The 20,313-nt window shown below is 49.9% G+C and carries 18 protein-coding genes; 11 read left to right on the top strand and 7 right to left on the bottom strand.

Features of this window, described 5'->3' with window-relative positions:
* The first annotated feature begins 95 nt into the window (after nucleotides 1-95).
* Nucleotides 96-1,445: an MATE family efflux transporter gene (locus tag G5S52_RS14560; RefSeq protein ID WP_165015511.1), complete on the top strand. Its 1,350-nt coding sequence runs from the start codon at nucleotides 96-98 to the stop codon at nucleotides 1,443-1,445.
* Nucleotides 1,446-1,484: 39 nt separating this feature from the next.
* On the opposite strand, the gene G5S52_RS14555 is transcribed toward G5S52_RS14560, so the two are convergent.
* Nucleotides 1,485-2,819 carry a DEAD/DEAH box helicase gene (locus tag G5S52_RS14555; protein WP_165015097.1) on the bottom strand — a complete coding sequence of 445 codons (1,335 nt, stop codon included), beginning with the start codon at nucleotides 2,817-2,819 and terminating at the stop codon, nucleotides 1,485-1,487.
* A gap of 115 nt (nucleotides 2,820-2,934) precedes the next feature.
* Entirely contained in the window at nucleotides 2,935-4,134 is a 1,200-nt protein-coding gene (locus G5S52_RS14550) for an iron-containing alcohol dehydrogenase (RefSeq protein ID WP_165015094.1), read from the bottom strand.
* A 201-nt stretch (nucleotides 4,135-4,335) separates the two neighbouring features.
* On the opposite strand from G5S52_RS14550, the gene G5S52_RS14545 reads away from it, so the two are divergent.
* The 3 genes from G5S52_RS14545 (at nucleotide 4,336) to G5S52_RS14535 (ending at nucleotide 7,269) form a co-directional block, all read left to right on the top strand.
* Nucleotides 4,336-4,902: a pyridoxamine 5'-phosphate oxidase family protein gene (locus G5S52_RS14545; RefSeq protein ID WP_165015091.1), complete on the top strand. Its 567-nt coding sequence runs from the start codon at nucleotides 4,336-4,338 to the stop codon at nucleotides 4,900-4,902.
* Between the two features lie 231 nt (nucleotides 4,903-5,133).
* Nucleotides 5,134-6,096: a nucleoside hydrolase gene (locus tag G5S52_RS14540; protein ID WP_165015088.1), complete on the top strand. Its 963-nt coding sequence runs from the start codon at nucleotides 5,134-5,136 to the stop codon at nucleotides 6,094-6,096.
* Between the two features lie 180 nt (nucleotides 6,097-6,276).
* The gene (locus G5S52_RS14535; protein ID WP_205743914.1) at nucleotides 6,277-7,269 is read left to right on the top strand and encodes a LacI family DNA-binding transcriptional regulator; all 993 of its coding nucleotides are present in this window, start codon (nucleotides 6,277-6,279) and stop codon (nucleotides 7,267-7,269) included.
* 9 nt (nucleotides 7,270-7,278) lie between these two features.
* Here G5S52_RS14535 and galM read toward each other — a convergent pair whose 3' ends face one another.
* The 3 genes from galM to G5S52_RS14520 are packed head-to-tail and all read right to left on the bottom strand — an operon-like array spanning nucleotide 7,279 to nucleotide 10,591.
* Nucleotides 7,279-8,349: a galactose-1-epimerase gene (galM, locus tag G5S52_RS14530; protein ID WP_165015082.1), complete on the bottom strand. Its 1,071-nt coding sequence runs from the start codon at nucleotides 8,347-8,349 to the stop codon at nucleotides 7,279-7,281.
* A gap of 11 nt (nucleotides 8,350-8,360) precedes the next feature.
* Nucleotides 8,361-9,518 carry a galactokinase gene (galK, locus tag G5S52_RS14525; protein ID WP_165015080.1) on the bottom strand — a complete coding sequence of 386 codons (1,158 nt, stop codon included), beginning with the start codon at nucleotides 9,516-9,518 and terminating at the stop codon, nucleotides 8,361-8,363.
* Complete coding sequence (locus G5S52_RS14520; protein ID WP_165015077.1) at nucleotides 9,515-10,591, bottom strand: UDP-glucose--hexose-1-phosphate uridylyltransferase; 1,077 nt, start codon at nucleotides 10,589-10,591, stop codon at nucleotides 9,515-9,517. Before G5S52_RS14520 ends, galK begins: the two co-directional genes overlap by 4 nt.
* A gap of 266 nt (nucleotides 10,592-10,857) precedes the next feature.
* On the opposite strand from G5S52_RS14520, the gene G5S52_RS14515 reads away from it, so the two are divergent.
* The 5 genes from G5S52_RS14515 (at nucleotide 10,858) to G5S52_RS14495 (ending at nucleotide 16,571) form a co-directional block, all read left to right on the top strand.
* A complete protein-coding gene (locus G5S52_RS14515; protein WP_165015074.1) occupies nucleotides 10,858-11,946 on the top strand; it encodes a cellulase family glycosylhydrolase in 1,089 nt (362 codons plus the stop codon).
* Nucleotides 11,936-13,021 (top strand): carbohydrate ABC transporter permease, encoded by a 1,086-nt coding sequence (locus tag G5S52_RS14510; protein ID WP_205743913.1) that lies wholly within the window; start codon nucleotides 11,936-11,938, stop codon nucleotides 13,019-13,021. The genes G5S52_RS14515 and G5S52_RS14510 overlap by 11 nt, the downstream gene beginning before the upstream one ends.
* Nucleotides 13,018-13,854 carry a carbohydrate ABC transporter permease gene (locus tag G5S52_RS14505; protein WP_165015071.1) on the top strand — a complete coding sequence of 279 codons (837 nt, stop codon included), beginning with the start codon at nucleotides 13,018-13,020 and terminating at the stop codon, nucleotides 13,852-13,854. The genes G5S52_RS14510 and G5S52_RS14505 overlap by 4 nt, the downstream gene beginning before the upstream one ends.
* A gap of 39 nt (nucleotides 13,855-13,893) precedes the next feature.
* Nucleotides 13,894-15,180, top strand: a complete 1,287-nt coding sequence (locus G5S52_RS14500; protein ID WP_165015068.1) for an extracellular solute-binding protein — start codon at nucleotides 13,894-13,896, stop codon at nucleotides 15,178-15,180.
* Nucleotides 15,181-15,743: 563 nt separating this feature from the next.
* Nucleotides 15,744-16,571: a phage tail family protein gene (locus G5S52_RS14495; RefSeq protein WP_165015065.1), complete on the top strand. Its 828-nt coding sequence runs from the start codon at nucleotides 15,744-15,746 to the stop codon at nucleotides 16,569-16,571.
* Nucleotides 16,572-16,618: 47 nt separating this feature from the next.
* On the opposite strand, the gene G5S52_RS14490 is transcribed toward G5S52_RS14495, so the two are convergent.
* Nucleotides 16,619-16,834, bottom strand: a complete 216-nt coding sequence (locus G5S52_RS14490) for a DUF3820 family protein (protein WP_165015062.1) — start codon at nucleotides 16,832-16,834, stop codon at nucleotides 16,619-16,621.
* A gap of 203 nt (nucleotides 16,835-17,037) precedes the next feature.
* On the opposite strand from G5S52_RS14490, the gene G5S52_RS14485 reads away from it, so the two are divergent.
* A complete protein-coding gene (locus G5S52_RS14485) occupies nucleotides 17,038-19,284 on the top strand; it encodes a DNA/RNA non-specific endonuclease (protein WP_165015059.1) in 2,247 nt (748 codons plus the stop codon).
* A 59-nt stretch (nucleotides 19,285-19,343) separates the two neighbouring features.
* Here the strand turns inward: G5S52_RS14485 and G5S52_RS14480 are convergent, their stop codons facing one another.
* Entirely contained in the window at nucleotides 19,344-19,871 is a 528-nt protein-coding gene (locus tag G5S52_RS14480; RefSeq protein WP_165015056.1) for a DUF4395 domain-containing protein, read from the bottom strand.
* 238 nt (nucleotides 19,872-20,109) lie between these two features.
* Here G5S52_RS14480 and tssD point away from each other — a divergent pair.
* The coding region (gene tssD, locus G5S52_RS14475; protein ID WP_165015054.1) for a type VI secretion system tube protein TssD at nucleotides 20,110-20,313 on the top strand (204 nt) is incomplete at its 3' end.

Below are 20,313 nucleotides of genomic sequence, written 5' to 3'. Positions count from 1 at the left end.
ACATTATCTTTCTCAGATGATTAGTTGGTAATAGTTATCATTACCAAATTATATTCTGGCAATACCGCTAATCTCACTGCTAGACCAAACAAAACATTAGCTTATTCGCCCTCGCCTTACCCGTCGCTCTCCAAACCGCAGTATTTTCCAGTAAGAGTGTCGTTGACACCTTGATGCTTGGTGGAATTGGAGAGCTAGAAATAGCTGCTGTAGGCCTCGCTGCTAAAGCGCAAATGATCATCAGTTTTTTCAACATTGGTTTGAGCATTGGTGGCGGCCAGGAGGCTGCTCAATGCTTTGGCGAAAAGGGAGCAAGCGGCGAGAAAAAGCTCCTCAACACCGTTTTAATCACTCTGTTGCTAAGCTTGGCGACAGCGGCATGTTTCTTCGTTCTGCTGTTCATTTTCCCGCAAGCACTCATGGCATTGGGCACCCAGTCGCCTGATGTTATTGCGAAAGGCGCCGAATACCTCAAGCCCATTGCATTCACCCTTTTCTGCTTTGCCGTGACATCATCTCTGGCATGCGGCCTACGTGCCATGCACCAGCCCGGCATCGCCACTAAAGTGAGTCTAATTGGTGTCGTCCTCAATCTGCTCCTGAATTGGGTTCTGATCTTTGGCCATTGGGGAATGCCAGCCATGGGAATAAAAGGCGCGGCCATCGGCACTTTGATCAGCGCCGTAGTTGAGTGTCTGCTGCTCATTGGCTACCTAAAACTCACCAAACACCCTCTTGCTATCATCCGCCCTGCACAGTTCATCACTTTGAAAGTCCGGGACATTCAGATAGTAGGTAAGCTTTCAATCACTGCCGCGATTAACAGCGTGGTTTGGGCTGCTGGCCTTTTCGCCTTTCACGCCATTCTTGGGTATAGCGATGCGGATCTTCTGGTTGCACTTTCCGTATTGGCACCGATTGAAGCCCTAGCCATGTCCCTATTGATTGGATTGGCAACGGCAGGTTCGATTCTGGTAGGAAATAAAGTGGGCGCAGAACAGCAAGGCGAGCTTTCCGATACTGTGCGTGCCAACCTCATTACCAGCTTAGTGGTTGGGGTATGTTCAGCGGTGTTATTAATGATGCTCAAAGCGCCTTTGGTATCTCTGTTCTTCCACAATGACGTTCCTTCAAATGCAGAAGCTTTGGCACTCACCCTTTATGACATTATGGCGTTTTCATTGGTCATAAAGAGTCTTTCTATGATGCTTATCGTGGGTGTACTCAGGGCTGGCGGAGATGCCTCGTTTTGTCTGTTTACCGATATTTTCGCCCAATGGATTGTGCTGTTACCCTGCGCCTTTTTGCTGACTCACTGGCTTCAATGGCCTGCCACTTACCTGTTTGGTTTAGTACTTGTAGAAGAAGGCTTAAAGCTGGTTGTGTGTCTCTGGAGACTCAAATCAGGAAGATGGATTCGTAACCTTGCCGCAGCGATGAGTTGATCAAAAAAGGAGCCAGTTTGGCTCCTTTTTCAATGCGGATTATTTCGTCCCTTTCGGACTCAGTGTTGCCCAAGGGTTGGCGCGATCTACACCTGACTCATTACGCTCGATACGTTTGGTGGATTGCGGCTTTCTTGATGGTTTTCTATCCTGCTTTGGCTTGCTGTTTTTCGCAGACTTTTCGCCGCCCGCTTTTGGCTCTCGCTTATTCTTTGACACGTAATTCAGAATAGAAATAGGCACAGGTTTTCTTGGAGCAAAGCCCTCGATTTCACGTCGTTCAATCAAATGCCCCAGACGGCTTTCAATCATGCAAAGGTTCTTGAAATCGTCTTTTGAAAGGAAAGAGACTGCCTCGCCTTTTGCCCCCGCACGGCCAGTACGACCAATACGGTGAATGTAGTCATCGGCAGGGAATGGCAGGTCATAGTTGATCACGCGCTTCAGTTCTTCAATATCGATACCACGCGCTGCAACACCAGTGGCAACCAAGAATTTCAGCTTGCCGGATTTGAAATCTTCCAGTAGCTGCTCGCGCATCGCCTGACTGCGGCCGCTGTGGAAAGACTCTGCTTCAATGCCGCGCTTACCCAGTTGCTCCACCAGCTTGGCGGCGCCATGTTTGGTTTCAATAAAGATCAGCGCCTGATCCCAACCATTCTCGGTGATGAGATGCGCTAAAAGCGACGATTTCTTGTCTTTGTCTACGGTTGTCAGCCATTGCTCAATGTCCGCTTTACTGTTCCCTTCAGAACTGATTTCAATTGGGTTAGGTACAGCGGTTTTAGCAAGAAAACGAACCTTGTCTGACAAGGTTGCAGAGAACAGCAGGTTCTGGCGTTCAACAGGCAGGCGCTCGATGATTTTGTTGATGTCTTCAATAAAGCCCATGTCCAACATGCGATCGGCTTCGTCCAACACCAGACATTCCAGCTCATCAAAATGCACAGCACGCTGGGACATCATGTCCAAAAGGCGACCAGGCGTTGCCACCAAAATATCGACGCCTTCAATCAATCGTTTCTTCTGTGTTGCTGAGTCCGTGCCGCCATACATCGCCAGTGTTTTCAGCGATAAATGCTTGCCGTATTCATTAGCATTCTTCTCCACCTGACCTGCAAGTTCACGGGTCGGAGCCAGCACCAGCGCACGCACACGCTTTTTACGTTGAGTTTCGCCCTGACTCAGCATTTCCATTAGTGGCAGAAGGAAGCTGGCCGTTTTGCCCGTACCTGTCTGCGCCGTCGCCAGCAGGTTCTCGCCACGCAAAATCACAGGAATGGCTTTTTCCTGAATAGCAGTAGGATGTTGGTAACCCAACTCCGTCACGGCGGATACGATAGGTTGGCTCAAGCCCAGTTTGGAGAATGACATGAGAAATCTCGGCATTGTAGGAAGACAAAGTATGGCAAAACCGCAATAAGTACGGCTGACCAAAGGGCGCGCATTCTACCATGCGGAAGATGAAATGACAGTTTTCGCTGAAAGGCTAACCTTTGATTTTGGCGATAAGCTGCTTGCACTCGCCAAGAGAGAGATAGTGCGGCACCGGATAATTCCAGTTCGCCTCGCGAATGGCATTTTTGGCTATCTGGGTGATATCTTCCGGTTGGATTTCTGGCAGGGTGCGCGGCATGTTCATGGATTCCTGCAACGACACTACGTAATTCACAAAAGCACTGGCATTGGTTTGGTCGTCCCAGCTTTCGTCACCAACATCGACCATTTTCGCCATGTTAGCTATACGCACTTTGGCAGACGGAACAGACGCTTCCAGTACATGGGGTAGTGCCAACGCATTTGCTGCACCATGCGGCGTGCCATACTTTGCCCCAAGGTGATGAGCAATCGCATGGGTATAACCCAAACTGGCTTTGGTAAACGCAAGACCCGCGTAATAGGATGCCATTGCCATGTTGAACCTGACTTTCAATGAGTGACCGTCTTTATAGGCTGCAATCAGGTTGGCATGGATAAGCTTTAATGCCGCTGTCGCATACGCATCGGTTTCTGTGGTGGCGTTAAGCGAAAGATAGGCTTCAACGGCATGGGTCAATGCATCCATACCCGTTGCGGCGGTGATGTGGGGAGGCAAACCCGTCATTAAATTTGGGTCCAGCGCTGCCATCAAAGGCACCAACTTCGGATCCATCAACGGGGTTTTCTGATGACTAGCAGGATCTGAAATCACTGCAGCGACCGTGACTTCCGACCCTGTGCCTGCCGTGGTTGGAATCACAAACAAAGGAGCGGGTGTGCGCCATACCTTCAACAATCCTGCGAGCTTTTTGATTGCCTTGTTGTTGGTGACACGTGCAGCAATGACTTTGGCACAATCAATCGGTGAACCGCCGCCCACTGCGAGAATACCTTTACAGTTTTCCCGTTTATAAACCACCAATCCTTCCTCTGCCTGAGGGTAAGTTGGGTCAGGCGTCACTTTGTCAAACCTTGCAAAATCGACCCCGTGCCGATGCAGGTAGGTTTCAATCTGGTCAACAATCCCAACCTCCACTAGCGCTTCGTCGGTCACAATCAGAAGTTTGCCGAGATTCATCAGGCTGATAGCTTCACAAAGTTGCTCTGCACTTTCCGCCCCGGTAAACAGCGTCGGCCGCGGAATAGGAATGACACGCGCTGCGACTTTCAACGCTTTCATATAGCTTTTGTGGGCTGCTTTCACCAGCATGGGTAGAATCTCCTTTCTTGTCATTTCAGACTAGGCAAGCATTGAAGCGCCCACTAGAAATTTCCCATAAAAAACAGCGATTCATCACGCAGAACTCATATTTTGGTAAGAGACAGATCTCAATAGGGCTGAGGGGATTGGTCATTAGTTCGCCGGGTGTTATGTTGGTTAAACTTCAGCCACAAGGAAGGAAAGAGAGTAATGGGACAAACCACCAAATCACTCAGCGACAAACAAATCAGCTTTATCGAGCAGCAGAAAATCTATTTCGTCGGCACAGCAGCTGACTCCGGCACGGTTAATATCTCTCCGAAAGGTGGCGACTCCTTACGCGTGATTAACAACAAAACGTTGGCATGGCTGAACCTGACAGGCAGCGGAAATGAGTCAGCGGCACATGTGCTGAAAGACACGCGAATGACGGTGATGTGGTGTGCGTTTGAAGGCTCACCGTTGATCCTTCGTACCTATTGTCAGGCGCGGGCACTACACCGTAACGATCCGGAATGGGAAATCTATGTTTCGCTGTTTCCTGAAAGCATCGCGTCCCGTCAGATTTTCTTGCTGAACATTGATATGGTGCAGGCGTCTTGTGGAATGTCTGTGCCCTTCTATAGCTATGAAGGCGACAGAGACGAACTGGCGAAGTGGTCTGAGCGACAGGGAACGGAAGGTATTCAAAAATACTGGTTGAAGAAGAATCAGGTGAGCCTTGATGGTTTTGAAACCGACATCGCCGCTAAAGCTGGTATTAGCATCGACGAATAGCCATCTCGAGCGCGGCAAATGCCGTGTTCTCACTCCCGCCTGTTTGTCCATAAATTTGGCTTTTAGAACTAATTTTGCATATTTATTAGTTCTTCCTTGAATAAAGGCATATACCTTACTCATGCTTGCTGCTGAATATTGAACGGAATCACAATATTAAGTCAATTCACAGACAGTGGTGTACCGCAAGCCGTCATAGAATATAGGAAGTTTTCCTGCCGGATATTCACAATGACAACAAAAATTATTCTAGACACTGATCCGGGCATCGACGATGCCATGGCCATCCTCTTTGCCGAGGCGAGCCCTGCGATCGAGTTGGTTGGCTTAACCACTGTTTATGGCAATGCAGACATCGATATCAGCACACGCAACGCGCTGTATCTCAAACAACGTTTTGGCTTTCAATGTGATGTTGCGAAAGGCTCATCACAGCCACTCCAACGCCCACCTGTTGGAGCCAGCGTGGCGGTTCATGGCGAAAATGGCTTTGGTGATGTGGCCATTGAGGCCCCGACCATCAGCGCCGATCCAAGACCCGCCCACCAATACATCATCGACACAGTGGCAGCCTCACCGGGTGAAGTCACACTCGTCGCTGTCGGCCCCCTGACTAACCTGGCAATGGCACTCAAGCATGCGCCGGAGATCACCAAGCTGGTTAAAGAGGTGGTGATCATGGGTGGCGCGTTTGGGACAAACGGACATACAGGTAACGTCACTCCCTTTGCGGAAGCCAATGTCCATGATGACCCCCATGCTGCCGATATCGTTTTCACCGCTGACTGGCCAGTGACGGTCATTGGTCTGGATGTCACCCACGAAGCCTTTTTCTCGAATGATTACATCGACACCTTGCGCGACACTTGCGGAGACGTTGGTGAGTTTATGTGGGATATCAGCCGCTTCTACCTTGATTTCTACAAATCACGTATGGGCGTTGATGGCTGTTTTGTGCATGACCCTTCCGCGATTGCGTATGTGATTGACCCGAGCCTGTTCGAGATGCGCCAAGGCGCTGTTCGTGTCGTCTGCGATGGCCCAGCGGAAGGTTTAACGTTACAGAAATACAAAGACACGAAACACAAAACCGACGATTGGGCAGATTTCCGTGCACAGAATGTTGCAGTGAAAGTGAACGATCAGGCGCTATTGGATTTGTATCTCGATACCATCACCAGCTACAGCGATTGATTCGTTACTAGGGGCTATTGAGATGCCAATGGAGTCTGCTATTGCCTACAGGCTCCGTATTTCCCAAAAAAGTTCCTATCTTCTTAGCCTTTGGCTATACCTTCGTCGTCAAGTCGCTAATAATATGATTCAAAGATATTAGTCTCTTAGGGTCCTATGAAAAAGAATAAGAAAGTCACTATGAGTGATATCGCCGCAGCCGCTGGTGTTTCCCAGTCCACCGTATCTTTGGTGTTGAACGGCTCAAACTCTGTGAAAATCGCTGAGTCTACCCAACAGCGCGTATTCGACACCGCTGAAAAGCTCGGCTATGCCAATCCAAAGGTGGCGCATTCACTGGGACGCCCCAAAAAGATTGCCATGGTGATTAACGGGCTAAATAACATCGATCCATTCATTGACGCTATTAACGGTGCGCATGAAGAAGCCTGGGCCAATGACTATGTGCTTGTTACCTTCAACTATCGACACGATGAAGAACTGGCGTGCAAGATTGAAGCGGAAATCAACAGTGGTGACTATCACGGTATGGTTTACGCTTCCAGCATGACACGTGAATTAGGTATCCGCCGAGTACAAAGCCGCTTACCCACGGTGCTACTCAATTGCTCTCAGCCTTCTGAGAACTCTGCCCCTTCGATTCTGCCCGCCGACAAGGTAGGCGCGTATAAAGCGGTTCAGCATCTTATAAAGCAAGGTTATCGGCGTATTGCCCACCTCACCGGTGAAAGTTGGATGCTGGCGACTTCGCAGCGTCTGGAAGGTTATCGTCAAGCATTGGTCGACGCTGACATTATGCCAACAGAGCATTACATCAAAGAAGCCAATTGGTCGCCCAAAGAAGCGTACTTGCAAACCAAGTGTTTACTGGCGTTGGAGAATCCACCAGAGGCAATCTTCTGTAGCAGCGACTACATGGCAATGGGTTGTTACCATGCGATTGCAGAGAAAGGGCTCCAGATCCCCCATGACATTGCCGTCGTCGGCTATGATGACCAACCCATCGCTTCCGAGAGTTTTCCTACATTGACGTCCGTCGAACTTCCCTATGCACTAATGGGCAAACAAGCGATTGATACGCTCTGTGCATTGATCAATCAGCAGCCCATTTTTTCGCAAAAACAGAAAGTTGAAGGCGAATTGGTGAAGAGAAGCTCCTCCGTCAAACCCTGAGTGTTGGTGTCAGAACAGGAACTGATACACGGTGCGATGCTGATAAGGCTGATAAGCCTGATGTATCCCACTTTTCTCGCCCCATTCTGGGTGGTTGGGCCCATCCGGTAAGTATTGGGTCTCAAGCGCCAGACCATCAAAATTCTCATAGTCACCATGTTCACCGGGCGTTCCTTGAAGGAAATTGCCTGAGTAGAACTGGATAGCTGGTTTTGTCGTGCTCACTTTCATGATGACAGAACGATCCGGTGCCAACAAAGACACCGCCAATGCCTCGCCGTCACACACGTCCGGGTCGAGAATAAAGGCATGGTCGTAACCCCTCGCGATTTTCTGGTCTTCATCACTCAGAAAATCACGCCCAATGACTTTGGGTTCGGAAAAGTCGAAGGCGGTTTCGCTGACGGGATTCCACGCACCGGTAGGAATGAGATCTTTCCGCGTAGGAAGATAATAACTGGCTTCCATCATCAGTATGTGGTCAAGGCTTTTGACGCCTGACCCCGCACCCGCGAGGTTAAAATATGCATGGTTGGTCAAATTGATGGGACAAGCTCTGTCACACTCAGCCTGATACCGGATTTCGACACGGTTATCTTCATCCAGCAGGTAAGTCACACTCGCAGAAAGGTTTCCAGGAAATCCTTGATCACCGTCTTCTGAATCGAGATGAAATGTGACGGCGTTATGACTCTGTGTAGCTATCGTCCAGCGGCGTTTATCAAACCCCTCTTTGCCGCCATGAAGAGTGTTTTTTCCTTCGTTACTGCAAAGGGAATACGTACGATCACCGAGAGAAAACTGGCTGGCATCAATACGGTTGGCATAACGCCCAGCGATCGCGCCAAAATAGGCGGTTTGCTTAAGGTGGGCTGTCATGTCGGGGGCATGCAGTAACACTTCACGAAAACCCGAAGTCAGAGGCAATCGGCAACTTAGCCAAGTGGCGCCTACGTCCATCACGGATAGGGTCATACCATGGCTGTTTTTGAGATGAACCAATGTGGCGGGCAATCCATCATAAGATGGCGCGGAAGTGAACGCCTGTTCCAGCCTTTTCAAGTCAGCATCGTTACTCATGACATCACCAATCACTCTCTCACTTTACCCGCTCCAGCCTTTGCCTGACAGACATAAATATCCGCGTTCAAGCCAGTCAAAGCGTGATACCTTTCTGCGACTACAGTCCGAACCGCCTCCACATCATCAGGCGCGACCAACGCAACAATGCAGCCCCCAAAACCGCCGCCAGTCATGCGCACGCCACCTTCATTTCCGATAACAGACTTAACCATCTCCACCAGCGCATCAATCTCCGAGACGGTGATTTCAAAATCATCCCGCATCGAGGCATGAGACGCCGCCATCAAAGCACCCATCGCTTTCAAATCCCCTTGTTGTAGCGCTGAGGCAGCAGCAAGGGTTCTTTCGTTTTCGGTGATTACATGACGCGCCCGTTTCGCCACGGTTTCGTCAAGTTCGTGAGCAGCTTGCTCGAAGGTTTCCAAGGATACATCGCGGAGGGCAACCACATCGAAAAAGCGTGCCGCTTCTTCACATTGTTCGCGTCTGGTGTTGTATTCGCTGTCCACTAAACCGCGCTTTTTGTTGGAGTTGATAATGACCACCGCCATACCCTGGGGCATAGAAACCGGGGTGGTTTGCAGCGTTCGACAATCGATCAACAAAGCGTGATCTTCCATCCCTTTGGCTGAAATTAACTGATCCATAATGCCACAGTTACAGCCCACAAACTCGTTCTCCGCTTGCTGGCCGTTCAGTGCGATGTCCGACTGGGAAATATCCAGTTGGTAGAGGGTCTTGAAAGTTTGACCAATCACCACCTCCAGGGCAGCAGAAGAGCTCAATCCAGCCCCCTGCGGAACGTTACCACTCACCGCCAGATCGGCGCCTTTGAACTCATAGCCACGTTGCTTGAGACACACAACAACGCCCCGAATGTAGTTGGCCCACATTTTCTCAGGCAGAAAAGCAATATCTTCATCAAGTGAGAATTCATCCGTCGCATTGTCGTAGTCAGCCGCTACCACACGGATGATGTTGTCCTGACGCGGAGAAGCCGCCACAACGGTCTGATAGTTGATCGCACAAGGCAGTACAAAGCCATCATTATAGTCGGTGTGCTCCCCAATCAGATTGACGCGTCCAGGCGCCTGAACCAGATATTCAGCCTTGTAACCAAACTTGGCGTGGAACTCCTGTTGCACGGTGTGGATGAGGTTATTCATTGGCCATTCCCTGCCTGTTCGACGCATTCTTTGTAATGGACATCGCTGACGGCACGAAGACGTTCAGCGGCTTGTTCTGGTGTCAGGTCTCGTTGGGTTTCTGCCAACATCTCATACCCCACCATGAACTTTCGCACCGTAGCACTGCGAAGCAGAGGCGGGTAAAAATGCGCATGTAACTGCCAGTGATCAATGTCCGTCCCTTCCTCATAAAAAGGCGCATAGTGCCACCCCATCGAATAGGGGAAAGGGCACTGGAACAAGTTGTCATAACGGCTGGTCAGCTTTTTCAGTGCCAACGCCAAATCGTCGCGTTGTTCGTCATTCAACTCCCCCATTCGCCGTATCAATACTTTCGGCATCAACAGGGTTTCAAATGGCCATGCCGCCCAATAGGGAACCACTGCCAGCCAGTGCTGGGTTTCCACCACGGTGCGGGAGCCGTCCGCCAATTCTGCCTTCGCGTAATCGAGCAACAGGTTCGAACCTTGCTCTTTATGATAAGCCTTCAGAAAGATTTCCTTCCGGGCGATTTCATTCGGTAAAAAACTGTTGGCCCAGATCTGACCGTGTGGATGGGGTTGCGAGCATCCCATGGCTTCGCCTTTGTTCTCAAATGCTTGTACCCAAAGGTAGGTTTTACCCAGCGATTCTATTTGCTCAGACCAAGTCTCAATCACGTCGCGAATAGTGGTAAGGGGAAGTTCCGGCAAGGTTTTACTGTGGTCAGGCGAGAAGCAAATCACCCGACTGAGCCCCCTCGCCCCTTCCATTTTGAATAGCGGATTATCGGCTTTCGGCGCATCAGGGGTGTCTGGCATCAGTGCAGCAAAATCATTGTCGAACACATAAGTGCTTTCGTATTGAGGATTCTGATCACCGGAGACCCGCACGTTGCCAGGGCAAAGAAAACACTGCTCATCATAGTCAGGCAACGCCGAATTAACGGGCTTCTCATCTTGCCCACTCCACGGACGTTTTGCGCGGTGGGGAGACACCAACACCCATTGCCCAGTCAAGGGATTGTAGCGTCGGTGAGGATGATCAACTGGGTTAAACACAAGATTTGACATGGCTTTCCCTAAAAACTCCGTTTCAAAACTGACCAGACGACATGCCCTATTTGATTTCCATAACAGGCAATATCAAAGCCGTCTTAGCAACTGCTAGCAGGGCGAACCACTGCTACCAACAACAATGGAAACGTTTACATTAAATGTTAGCGTATCTTTATCAGAACACAATCCAAGATCACATTTCCGTCACAATAACTCGCGCAACTAATAATATTAGCTAAATTATTACCTAATGAGAACTCCATATCAGGGTAAATACAAAAATGCGAACCACACAAAGGGAACGTTGGAATAAAGAACAAGCGAAGCAGTGGCGAGAGCAACACGGCTGGCTTTGTGGCTTCAATTACCTCCCACACACTGCCGTGAACTGGAATGAGATGTGGCAGGCAGAGACCTTTGATTTGGCCACCATTGAGCAAGAACTCTGCTGGGCGAAAGAAATCGGGTTCAATGCCCTTCGCACCAATTTGCCTTTTGTGGTTTGGCAACAAGAACGAGACGCACTCTTTGCCCATATCGAAGCCTTTCTCGGTGTTTGTCAGTCGAACAACATCAAGGTGATCCTAACTTTGCTCGATGACTGCGAGTTCAGCGGTGAAACGCCGCACTATGGCGAACAACCAGCGCCTGTGCCAGGCGTCCATAACAGTCGAGCGCTTGCCTCTCCCGGTCGCGAACATGTCATGAACCTTGCAATCTGGCCAGATATCGAACGCTACACCAAAGATGTGCTGTCACACTTCGGGCAAGACCCAAGAGTGGTGCTTTGGGATCTCTACAACGAGCCCACCAATCGGATGCTGTTTAAGGACGGGATACACCGTGAATTTGATGAAGCGCTCGAAGCACACAGCCACGCTCTTACCCAAAAGATGTTTGAATGGGCAAGGCATATTGGCCCTGAGCAACCTCTGACTGTGGCCGCCTGGCATGTGGAGTTGGACACACCGTTCAGCCACCCCACTGACCACTTGGCATTGTCGGAATCAGACATCATCACTTTTCACGCCTATGTTCCCCCGGAAGCGATGACACGCATCACAGATATTGTCAGCCAATATCAACGTCCCGTGCTTTGTACAGAATGGATGGCGAGACACCTGGGTTCGACCTATCAGACACAACTTCCTACGCTTAAACAAAAGGATATCGGCGTTTTCCAATGGGGTTTGGTGAGAGGAAAAACCCAAACCTGGCTTCCCTGGCCTTGGGTGGAAGTGCTTCCGACACAAGAAGGGCTCTGGTTTCACGACTTGCTGGATGAAGAAGGGCGACCTTTTGATGAGGCAGAAATTGCGCTGATACGTCAGTGCCTAGCAGAACCAAAAGGCAGTCATCATGCGTTATAGAACAAAAGAAAAGATCACCGGATACCTTTTTATCTTGCCCTACATGGTGTTGTTCAGCTTGTTTTTGCTGTACCCGTTTGCCAAAGGCTTCTGGATCAGCCTTCACGACTGGAACCTGCTTGAAGTCGCCTTTAATCAGGATAGCAAAACGTTTGTCGGGGTGAAAAATTACGCCAAGCTGTTACTGCCTCGACGCTGGGATTTCGAATGGGAACAGCTACTATGGCTCAGGGTTGCGTTGGCAGGTTTGCTGGGCTTGCTGGCCTTTTATTGGCACCGGGCCAACAAGCTTTACGCCTGGCGGCTAATCGTAATTGTGGCTGCCGTCCTGTTTGTTGTTTTTGCCATGGGATGGGGACCAGAAGGACGCGCTCGCGTGGGTGACAGACGTTTCTGGACCTCAGTGGGCAACACTTTACAGTTTGTTGCCTTCACAGTGCCTTCAATTACCTTTCTCTCGCTGATTTTGGCAATGCGACTCAACCAACCCACACGCTCGGCCGCAATCTTGCGGACAATTTTCTTTGGCACCCAGGTGCTATCCGTTACCGTGGTGACGCTTATCTGGCAAATGATGTACAGCCCGAATCAAGGCTTCATCTCTAACATCCTACGTGATTTGGGCTTCTCAGCCCCTGCGTGGCTCACCGACCAATCCCTTGCCATGCCTGCCATCGTCATTACCACCATTTGGTGGTCACTCGGCTTTGCGCTGGTGGTTTTTCTCTCGGGTCTGCAAAGCATTCCTGCAGACAGGTTGGAAGCCGCCAGGCTGGATCGGGCAAAAGGATGGCGATTACTTTGGTATATCGTGCTGCCTTCCATCAAACGAACCACCTCATTTGTGGTCATCATGCAAATCATTCTCCACTTTCAGGTTTTTGGACAGTCCCACCTGATGACCAATGGCGGCCCGGGTGACAGTACCCAGGTGCTGGTACGTTACATCTACCAATCCGCTTTCCGCGATTCCGAGGTCGGTTATGCCTCAGCCATGGCGATGGTGCTCTTCGTTCTCATGCTGGTGTTCAGTGTGATTCAAATGAAAATCAACAAGAATGAGGACGAGCGATGAATTACCGCAGCATGCAAACCCTACTATTGGCCTTAATGGTGGTGCTCGCCGCCGTATGGATGGCCCCCTTGATGTGGATGTTTTCACTCTCATTTCAGCCCAATGAATTGTTGGCAAGGGACACAGGGCATACCCTGTATGGCCTCCTCCCTTTTCCGTTCACCTTGGACAACTACAAGGCACTGTTTGAACTAGGGAAAACACCGGGCTGGTTTCTCAACAGCGTGATTGTTTCTGGCTTAACCACCTTATTGGTATTGGCCATTTCAAGCATGGCGGGTTACGCCTTTTCACGTATTCCCTTTTTCGGTAAGCATGCGCTCTATGCGTTAGTCCTGGCGGGTTTGGTGGTTCCAGAACAAGCGATATTTATCCCTCTATATACCTTTTTTGCCGATCTGGGTTGGCACAATACTTATGCCGCGTTGATCCTGCCGCGTGTCGCGCTGCCTATTGGCGTGTTCATGATGACCCAGTTTTTCAGTGACGTGCCGAACGAGTTGGAGGAAGCAGCGAAACTCGAGGGGGTTTCTCCGTTTCAGGCATTTTGGTATGTCTACTTACCGCTTGCCCGCCCCGTATTAACAACACTCGGCATCATTACGTTTCTGTATTCATGGAACGACTACTTATGGCCGCTGGTTTCTGCCCAGCAGCCAGATATGTTCACCATCACGGTTGGACTTGCCTCCATCCAAAGCAACTTCGCGCAATCTGAAGGGTTGGGACGGCTGATGGCGTCCGGTGTGTTTGCATCACTACCCGTCATCATTGCCTATCTCATTTTCCAAAAACATATCATCCAGGGGTTCGCCCTTGGAGGAGAGAAGTAGGTGGGACTGAGCGCCCATCATTCATAGCAAGGAGTCAGTATGAAAACACTTACCTTGGCAACGCTGCTCACAGTCTCTGCGCTTGGCAGTGCGCAAGCTGCCGACAAGGAAATCACCTTAGGACGTTTCTTCGGTGCCTGTGAAGACGCACCTGCCAACGTCGCGGACGCCACTGGCGAAGCCTGTATTATCCAATCAATCATTAGCAGTTTCAGCGATGAGAAAAACGGGATCAGCGTAAAAACACTGCCGACCGACTGGGGCAATTATTACGACCAGATAAAAGCATCCTACTCAGGTGGCACGCCACCAAATGTGCATGTGATGCATAAACACCGACTGCCGGAATTTGCAGGCGTTGGCATTCTGGCGGAAATCTCTGCAGAAGATTATGCCAAAGCAGGCATTGACCCCAACGATTGGGCCAACAGCGCTAAAGAAGCCGTTACCTATAAAGGGAAAACGTATGGTGTGCCAATGGACTTGCATGCAAACCTCTGGCACCTAAACATCGATTTGTTCAAGCAAGCTGGCTTGATCAACCCTGATGGCACCCCAACGCTTCCAGGTTCGCCGGAAGAGTTATTTGCCCACGCCAAGCAAATGAAAGACAAAACGGGCAAAGACTATCTAACCGCAGATTTTGCCCAATATCCGCTAGGCGTGCGCACTGCACTTGCGCTGATCTGGCAGCAAGGCGGCAACATCTTTGATGATGAAGGTGTGACTGTGGACACGCCGGAAGCCCGTAAAGCGGTAAAAGTCCTGACGGATTTGTTTGATGCTAGCTACGCCAACCCCAAGCTCAACTATGCCGAGTCGCAGCAATCATTTCTCGACGGGAATGCGGCAGTGTTGATCAATGGCACCTGGGTGGTCGACTTTTACACGGCGCAGGCTGCGGACACCAAGGTTCCTCTAACACATTATCGCATCGCTAGTTTCCCGACACTGTTTGACAACGGTGCAACCTGGGCTGACTCGCACATTTGGGCAATTCCTGCAGCCGTGAAAAAAGACCCTGAGATTTTTGAAGCAGCAATGAAATTGATGGCGTGGATCAACGACCACAATATCGATTGGGCACGCACGGGACACATGGCAGTACGCAACTCGGTGCTAGAAGCCGACGCTTATCAGAGCTTGCCTCACCGTGATGAATACCTTGAAACCGCTGTGATCGCGAAGGACAACCCGCCGTCAAAGAAATACGGTGCGATTCAGGATGTGCTCAACCGAGAGCTGCAGTCTATCTGGTTAACCGGAAAGTCGGTTGATGATGCGCTTGCTGACGCGCAGTACGACATCGAAGACTTACAAGATTAATAGTATTACCCATCCTTACTTTTGCCCTTCTCAAGAAGGGCTTTTTTTCAACTGAACTCCTGTCAGGAGTCAGCCTTAAAACTGTCCAGAAAAGCGTGATTTCTAGCAGAACTGATACGAGCCATAACCATACCGGTTATATTGCTATTTGCTCAGGCATAAAAAAATGCACGCCTATCTCGTCATTTAGAAAGAAAATTGGCTGATAACCCCTTCGATGTTTCCCTCATTCAACTTTCATACTGGCTCAGTCTTCTATCAATTTTTACAGTGGTTTTCAGCCATCGAGCCACTTGATTCCTTGTGAAAAATCAACGCATTAAACCCTAGTGAAAACTGACTTTTCTGTTGTCCTCCTTCGTCTAATTGAACAGTATTTTTTATGTGCCGCGCAGGCCAATTTAGCCTGCTGCTCTCTACCCAAAAGGAAGGGCACATAGAGAAAGGACCGCAGGCCGTTGGATTGTCATTCCAGCGATTTGCAAAAGCAGGGCTCGGATTAGCAGTACGAGACAACGAAAAGAAAACGTGAATAACATTCACGACAAAAGGGGAAATTTAAAATGGGATTCTTTGCAAATCTATTTAGTGGAATCGGTGAGGCAATTTCTAAAGTCGGCGAAGCGATTGCAGAAGTCACGACGGGCATTGCGAACGTTGTAAGTACAGCAGTCAGCGCCATCGATGAAGGCATCAGTTGGGTTGGAGACAAAATTGCAGAGGCTACCGCGGACATACCGATAATCAACGGCATCACGGCCGCCGTTGCCACAGTGGTGGACGGTGTGACTGATGCGGCTGAGATTGTCACCCACCACTTTGCAATGAACGTGGCTCAGGTTGGTCAAGCGGTTGGTGAAGTGATCGATACTACAGGCGAAGTGGTTGAAGCGGTTGCTGAAGGCAACGCACACTGCGTGCCTGAGATCATCAAAGAAGGTGTGGGTGAAATCGTTGAAACGGCGGAAGAGCACCTTGCAATGCACTTGGAGCACGACATCGAGCTTCTTCAAATTCCTATCAAAGTCGTCTCTGAAGCGACAAGCGAACTGCTGACAGGCGTCATCGGCGAAAACCACATTTCTCAAGCACCATTACTGCTTGATGATGCACAGAGCTTTGTGTTCGACGACGTAATCCATGACGGTATTTTTGTACCCGTCGTTGATGGATGGGAGCACTTGAATAACGAAGTGTTCGGCAACACAGTCGATGGTCTTTCCCACTCAGAAATGGGCATGGGTTGGTTGACTGGTGAGCATGACGGTCATGGCTCTGGTGAGCATGGTACTGGTGAACATGGCGGCCATGGTGAAACTGCATGTGGTTGCGGTACGACTGAACCAATGCCTCCTATGCCGCCAGCTGCAGATGAGTTTATGTGGGTGTAATTCACCTTCATGCAGAGAAAACGCGAGTCTTCCGACTCGCGTTTTTTCTAGAAATCTTTCAATGGTTTAACGACAGCATCCAGACCTTCAATTTTCAGTGCAAGACACAAGGCAAGCAATTGCCCCAGTTCTCCCTTGGGAAATCCCTGCTTGTCGAACCAAAGCAAATATTCTTCTGGTAGGTCAATCAACACCCTTCCGGCGTATTTGCCAAAAGGCATTTTCATTCTCGCCAGTTTGAGCATGTTTTCTTTTTCGAGCATGGTCGTTTTTCACTTCCTATTGGGCAGAATGAGAGTCTATCACGCTGTGCAGCTCGCGCGAGCTTCCCCACATCTGTCAAAGCAAGCATGAGATAACGTCTCAGTTGTAGGCAAAATGGGTTATTCATCCTTAGTTAAAACAATAGCGACATAAACGCTGACTAATGTGTATCACTTCATGATGACAGCGAGAGGTGACTGCCATGCCTTCACAAGGATTTAATACCGAGTTTTTGAGTGTTCCTGTTTCACTGCCACGACTGGGCGAGAGCCTGTTAGAGGTGGCTTGGGAATACGGTGAGCCTTTGCACTATGAACACTTTTCACTGGTGATGAACCGTGAAACAAAAATGGCGTTCTACACCGCCCACAATATCGACAGGCAAACACTCATGAGCTTGAAACGCGCGAGATGGAAGCTCGACCCCCGCGTCGATATTGATTATCAGGCTGGCCCTGAGGTTTATAAAAACAACGTTTGGGACCGTGGCCATATGGTGCGTCGCGCGGCGATTACCTGGGGCTCCCGCCCGGAGGCAAGTCAGGCGAACAAAGACTCTTTTTTCTATACCAACGCCAATTTGCAGCACGCGAAGTTCAACCAGGATGAATGGCTGGAACTGGAAAACTGGTTGCTGGAAGAAGAAGACCTCGACGATAAACTTTCTGTGTTCACTGGCCCAATCAACACCATCAATGACCAACCTTACCGAGGCACTTATATTCCATCTGCATTCTGGAAAGTGATTGTGTTCACCAAAGGTGGCGAACTTCAATGCCGCGCGTTTTTGATGAAGCAAAGCGAATTCTGGGACGATCATGACGGTCGGAATACCCTGAATCTGGAAAGCTATCAGGTTTCGCTCACCCAAATCACAGAGCTCACTGACCTCTATTTCCAGCAAGCGCTCTACGATACGAACCCCATGTTCTACTCCCCAAACAACTTCACCACATCAAACGATATCGACACGCCAGAAATGCGCCCTATCGAATCGCCGACTGACATCGTGGATAACCGCGGAAAATACACCGATATCGTCCAGGAGCTTTGGGATGCCGATGACAACCGCTTCGATGTCACCCGTCTTGCAGATGGTCGCTGGATGAACGAGAACGCAGATATCCGCCTCTATGAGCAAGGATACCGTCGGCCGGGTAAGCGTGATTTGGCCAAGTTCTTCCTCTTCGATGAAGTGAATACCGACAAGCTGATGTTCCTGCCTTCTTATCAGGCGTTTAAACGGTTGATTGATAACTACAACGAGCTTGAACGCGACGAAGAGAAATACAGCGATGTTGAACTGGCCGAGATTGAGCATTTCCTCGATACCTGTTTTGCCCGCTACGACGATGAAGACAGAATTTCACTCATGGAGTCGGTCTACCAATACATCACGGATGATCAAAGTGAGGGCGGTCTTGGATTTGCCCAAGCCAAACTCACCGAAATGCCTTTTACCAGTACCACCTTTGGTGAAGGACAGTGCATAGACCTGACCAGCATCGAGACCTTTCGCGAAACGGTAAGAAATATTTGGTTCGGGCTCTATACCAACAACTTTGGCAACCGTCAGGTGAAACATGCTTCAGGCTTTGAGCATGTTTTTCTTGGCGAGATTAAGCGTGAGGGCTCTCGCTATGAAATCGGGGGTTATCACTTCTGGGCGAAGTTCTTCTGGGATGAGCAAAATGGTAGCGGCGGAAAAGCCGATTTGGAGTACTTAGGCTCTTTCTATGATGGCCCAGAAGGAAACCTGAATACCGATGTGGCGACATTGGCGATGAGCTGGCGCGTGGGCGAGAAGATCGCATGGAAAGAGAAAGGTGGATTCTTCGTGGGTATGAGCCCGGAATGCCTCTTGGCACTGGGCACCATGCTGACATTTGAAAGCTTTCGCAACGACACGCAGCCACTGTCGTTTTTTGATGGCGAATCCAAGCGCAGAGCAGCCATCAACGGCTGGCGCTACGATTTGGTGCTATACCGCGAGACGCTGAAAAACCAAGATCGCGGCTTCCATTTGCGCTCTTTCTATCCGGTACTTAAAAGTCGTGATAATCGCGATCCGTTATTGGCTCCGCATTCCAATACCGATGTCTTGCTGTATGACGAAGGCGATGTGGTCATTGCTTCTGCGATGCCAAATCCACCGGGTGTCGGCGATCAAAATGAGTGGGTCTCCATTCGAAATGAAACGCCGGGACTGATTGACGTCACTGGCTGGCAAATACGGACTAAATCCGGCACCACAGTGCTTCGTGAGAAAACCAAGTTGCCACCGGGTCGTGAGCATAAAATTGTTGTTCGCGCAGGGGGCGGCGGGGCAGCGCTTTCGAATAAAGGCACGGTGATTGAGCTCTTGGATACGGAAGATACTGTCATTTCCAAAGTGGAATACAAATCGGTGAGCCGCCGCGCTGAGGGGCAGGTACTGAATTTCAGTTAACGAATCTTCGCAACCAAAGCCAAAGGCGCGGAGCTCCGCGCCTTTCTTCTTTCAATACGTCAATCCAAGGCGCAGGTTTCGCAACCAAACATCTTGGCATGCATCCAACAGCCCACACAGAAACCCAGTACCGCTTCCAGCCAGGTCAACATAAAGCAGATACCCAACACAGCAAACAGCCAGATGTCCGGCATTTCCAGTAAGCGAAATGTCAGGCAGGTGCTCCCCATAATGGCCCCGAGGCTCCATGCAAAACGTTTGGGCTTTATCGGTTTCCAAATGGCCTTGGAGCGCATGGTCATCGCCGTTCCCAACAATCCTGACGGGCTTAAGGGCGTCAGCCCGAACATCGCCGCCATCAACATGTCGAAAATCACATAAGGGCCAACATAAATCACAGGATCCCACTCAGGGCGAACCAGCAGGATCACCATAGTGACCGCGGATAACACATTCAATAGTCCCGCCCGGGCACGCGTGGCAGTCTCGTTGATCCGCAGATCGCTTTCACCCGGAATGCTCTGTCCCATTGCCAGAATCGGGGTGGTGAAGAAGGTATGGTATTGTTTTAATTCGTCAGCGCGCATGAACCTTTCCCAGCGTTATTTTTTTATAAGTCTATACGCTGGTTAAATTCCTACCTGAGTCTCGGCCAAATCTTGCTCGCTGAGCAACTTTTCGCCCAACCCACAAGCAACACCTTGCTTTCCCCTTTTTGCTTTTAATCTAACCTACTGTTTTTATTAATTTACATGACTGGCACACCCTTTGCTGTTCTAACCGTGTAGTACACAACCTCCTCCAAATTTTTAAAGGGAATGAAAAATGCCAACTCCTTGTTATATCGCCATCGAAGGCAAAACTCAGGGCAACATTACTGCTGGTGCATTCACTGCTGATTCAGTCGGTAACATCTACGTGGAAGGCCACGAAGACGAGATGCTGGTGCAAGCCTTTGACCACATCGTGACTGTACCCACTGACCCACAAAGCGGTCAGCCGTCAGGTCAGCGTGTTCATAAGCCGTTC

It is taken from the genome of Grimontia sedimenti (assembly GCF_011045095.1).
Classification (GTDB): domain Bacteria; phylum Pseudomonadota; class Gammaproteobacteria; order Enterobacterales; family Vibrionaceae; genus Enterovibrio; species Enterovibrio sedimenti.
The sequence above is the reverse complement of the archived record's forward strand: the minus strand, read 5'-3'. Positions and strand labels throughout refer to the sequence as shown.

Coding starts and splice junctions, on each gene's coding strand:
- G5S52_RS14480 (WP_165015056.1), bottom strand. CDS start 19,871: ATGCGCGCTGACGAATTAAAACAATACCATACCTTCTTCACCACCCCG.
- G5S52_RS14515 (WP_165015074.1), top strand. CDS start 10,858: ATGCGAACCACACAAAGGGAACGTTGGAATAAAGAACAAGCGAAGCAG.
- galM (WP_165015082.1), bottom strand. CDS start 8,349: ATGAGTAACGATGCTGACTTGAAAAGGCTGGAACAGGCGTTCACTTCC.
- G5S52_RS14545 (WP_165015091.1), top strand. CDS start 4,336: ATGGGACAAACCACCAAATCACTCAGCGACAAACAAATCAGCTTTATC.
- G5S52_RS14535 (WP_205743914.1), top strand. CDS start 6,277: ATGAGTGATATCGCCGCAGCCGCTGGTGTTTCCCAGTCCACCGTATCT.
- G5S52_RS14555 (WP_165015097.1), bottom strand. CDS start 2,819: ATGTCATTCTCCAAACTGGGCTTGAGCCAACCTATCGTATCCGCCGTG.
- G5S52_RS14540 (WP_165015088.1), top strand. CDS start 5,134: ATGACAACAAAAATTATTCTAGACACTGATCCGGGCATCGACGATGCC.
- G5S52_RS14505 (WP_165015071.1), top strand. CDS start 13,018: ATGAATTACCGCAGCATGCAAACCCTACTATTGGCCTTAATGGTGGTG.
- G5S52_RS14485 (WP_165015059.1), top strand. CDS start 17,038: ATGCCTTCACAAGGATTTAATACCGAGTTTTTGAGTGTTCCTGTTTCA.
- G5S52_RS14495 (WP_165015065.1), top strand. CDS start 15,744: ATGGGATTCTTTGCAAATCTATTTAGTGGAATCGGTGAGGCAATTTCT.
- galK (WP_165015080.1), bottom strand. CDS start 9,518: ATGAATAACCTCATCCACACCGTGCAACAGGAGTTCCACGCCAAGTTT.
- G5S52_RS14500 (WP_165015068.1), top strand. CDS start 13,894: ATGAAAACACTTACCTTGGCAACGCTGCTCACAGTCTCTGCGCTTGGC.
- G5S52_RS14510 (WP_205743913.1), top strand. CDS start 11,936: ATGCGTTATAGAACAAAAGAAAAGATCACCGGATACCTTTTTATCTTG.
- G5S52_RS14550 (WP_165015094.1), bottom strand. CDS start 4,134: ATGCTGGTGAAAGCAGCCCACAAAAGCTATATGAAAGCGTTGAAAGTC.
- G5S52_RS14520 (WP_165015077.1), bottom strand. CDS start 10,591: ATGTCAAATCTTGTGTTTAACCCAGTTGATCATCCTCACCGACGCTAC.
- G5S52_RS14490 (WP_165015062.1), bottom strand. CDS start 16,834: ATGCTCGAAAAAGAAAACATGCTCAAACTGGCGAGAATGAAAATGCCT.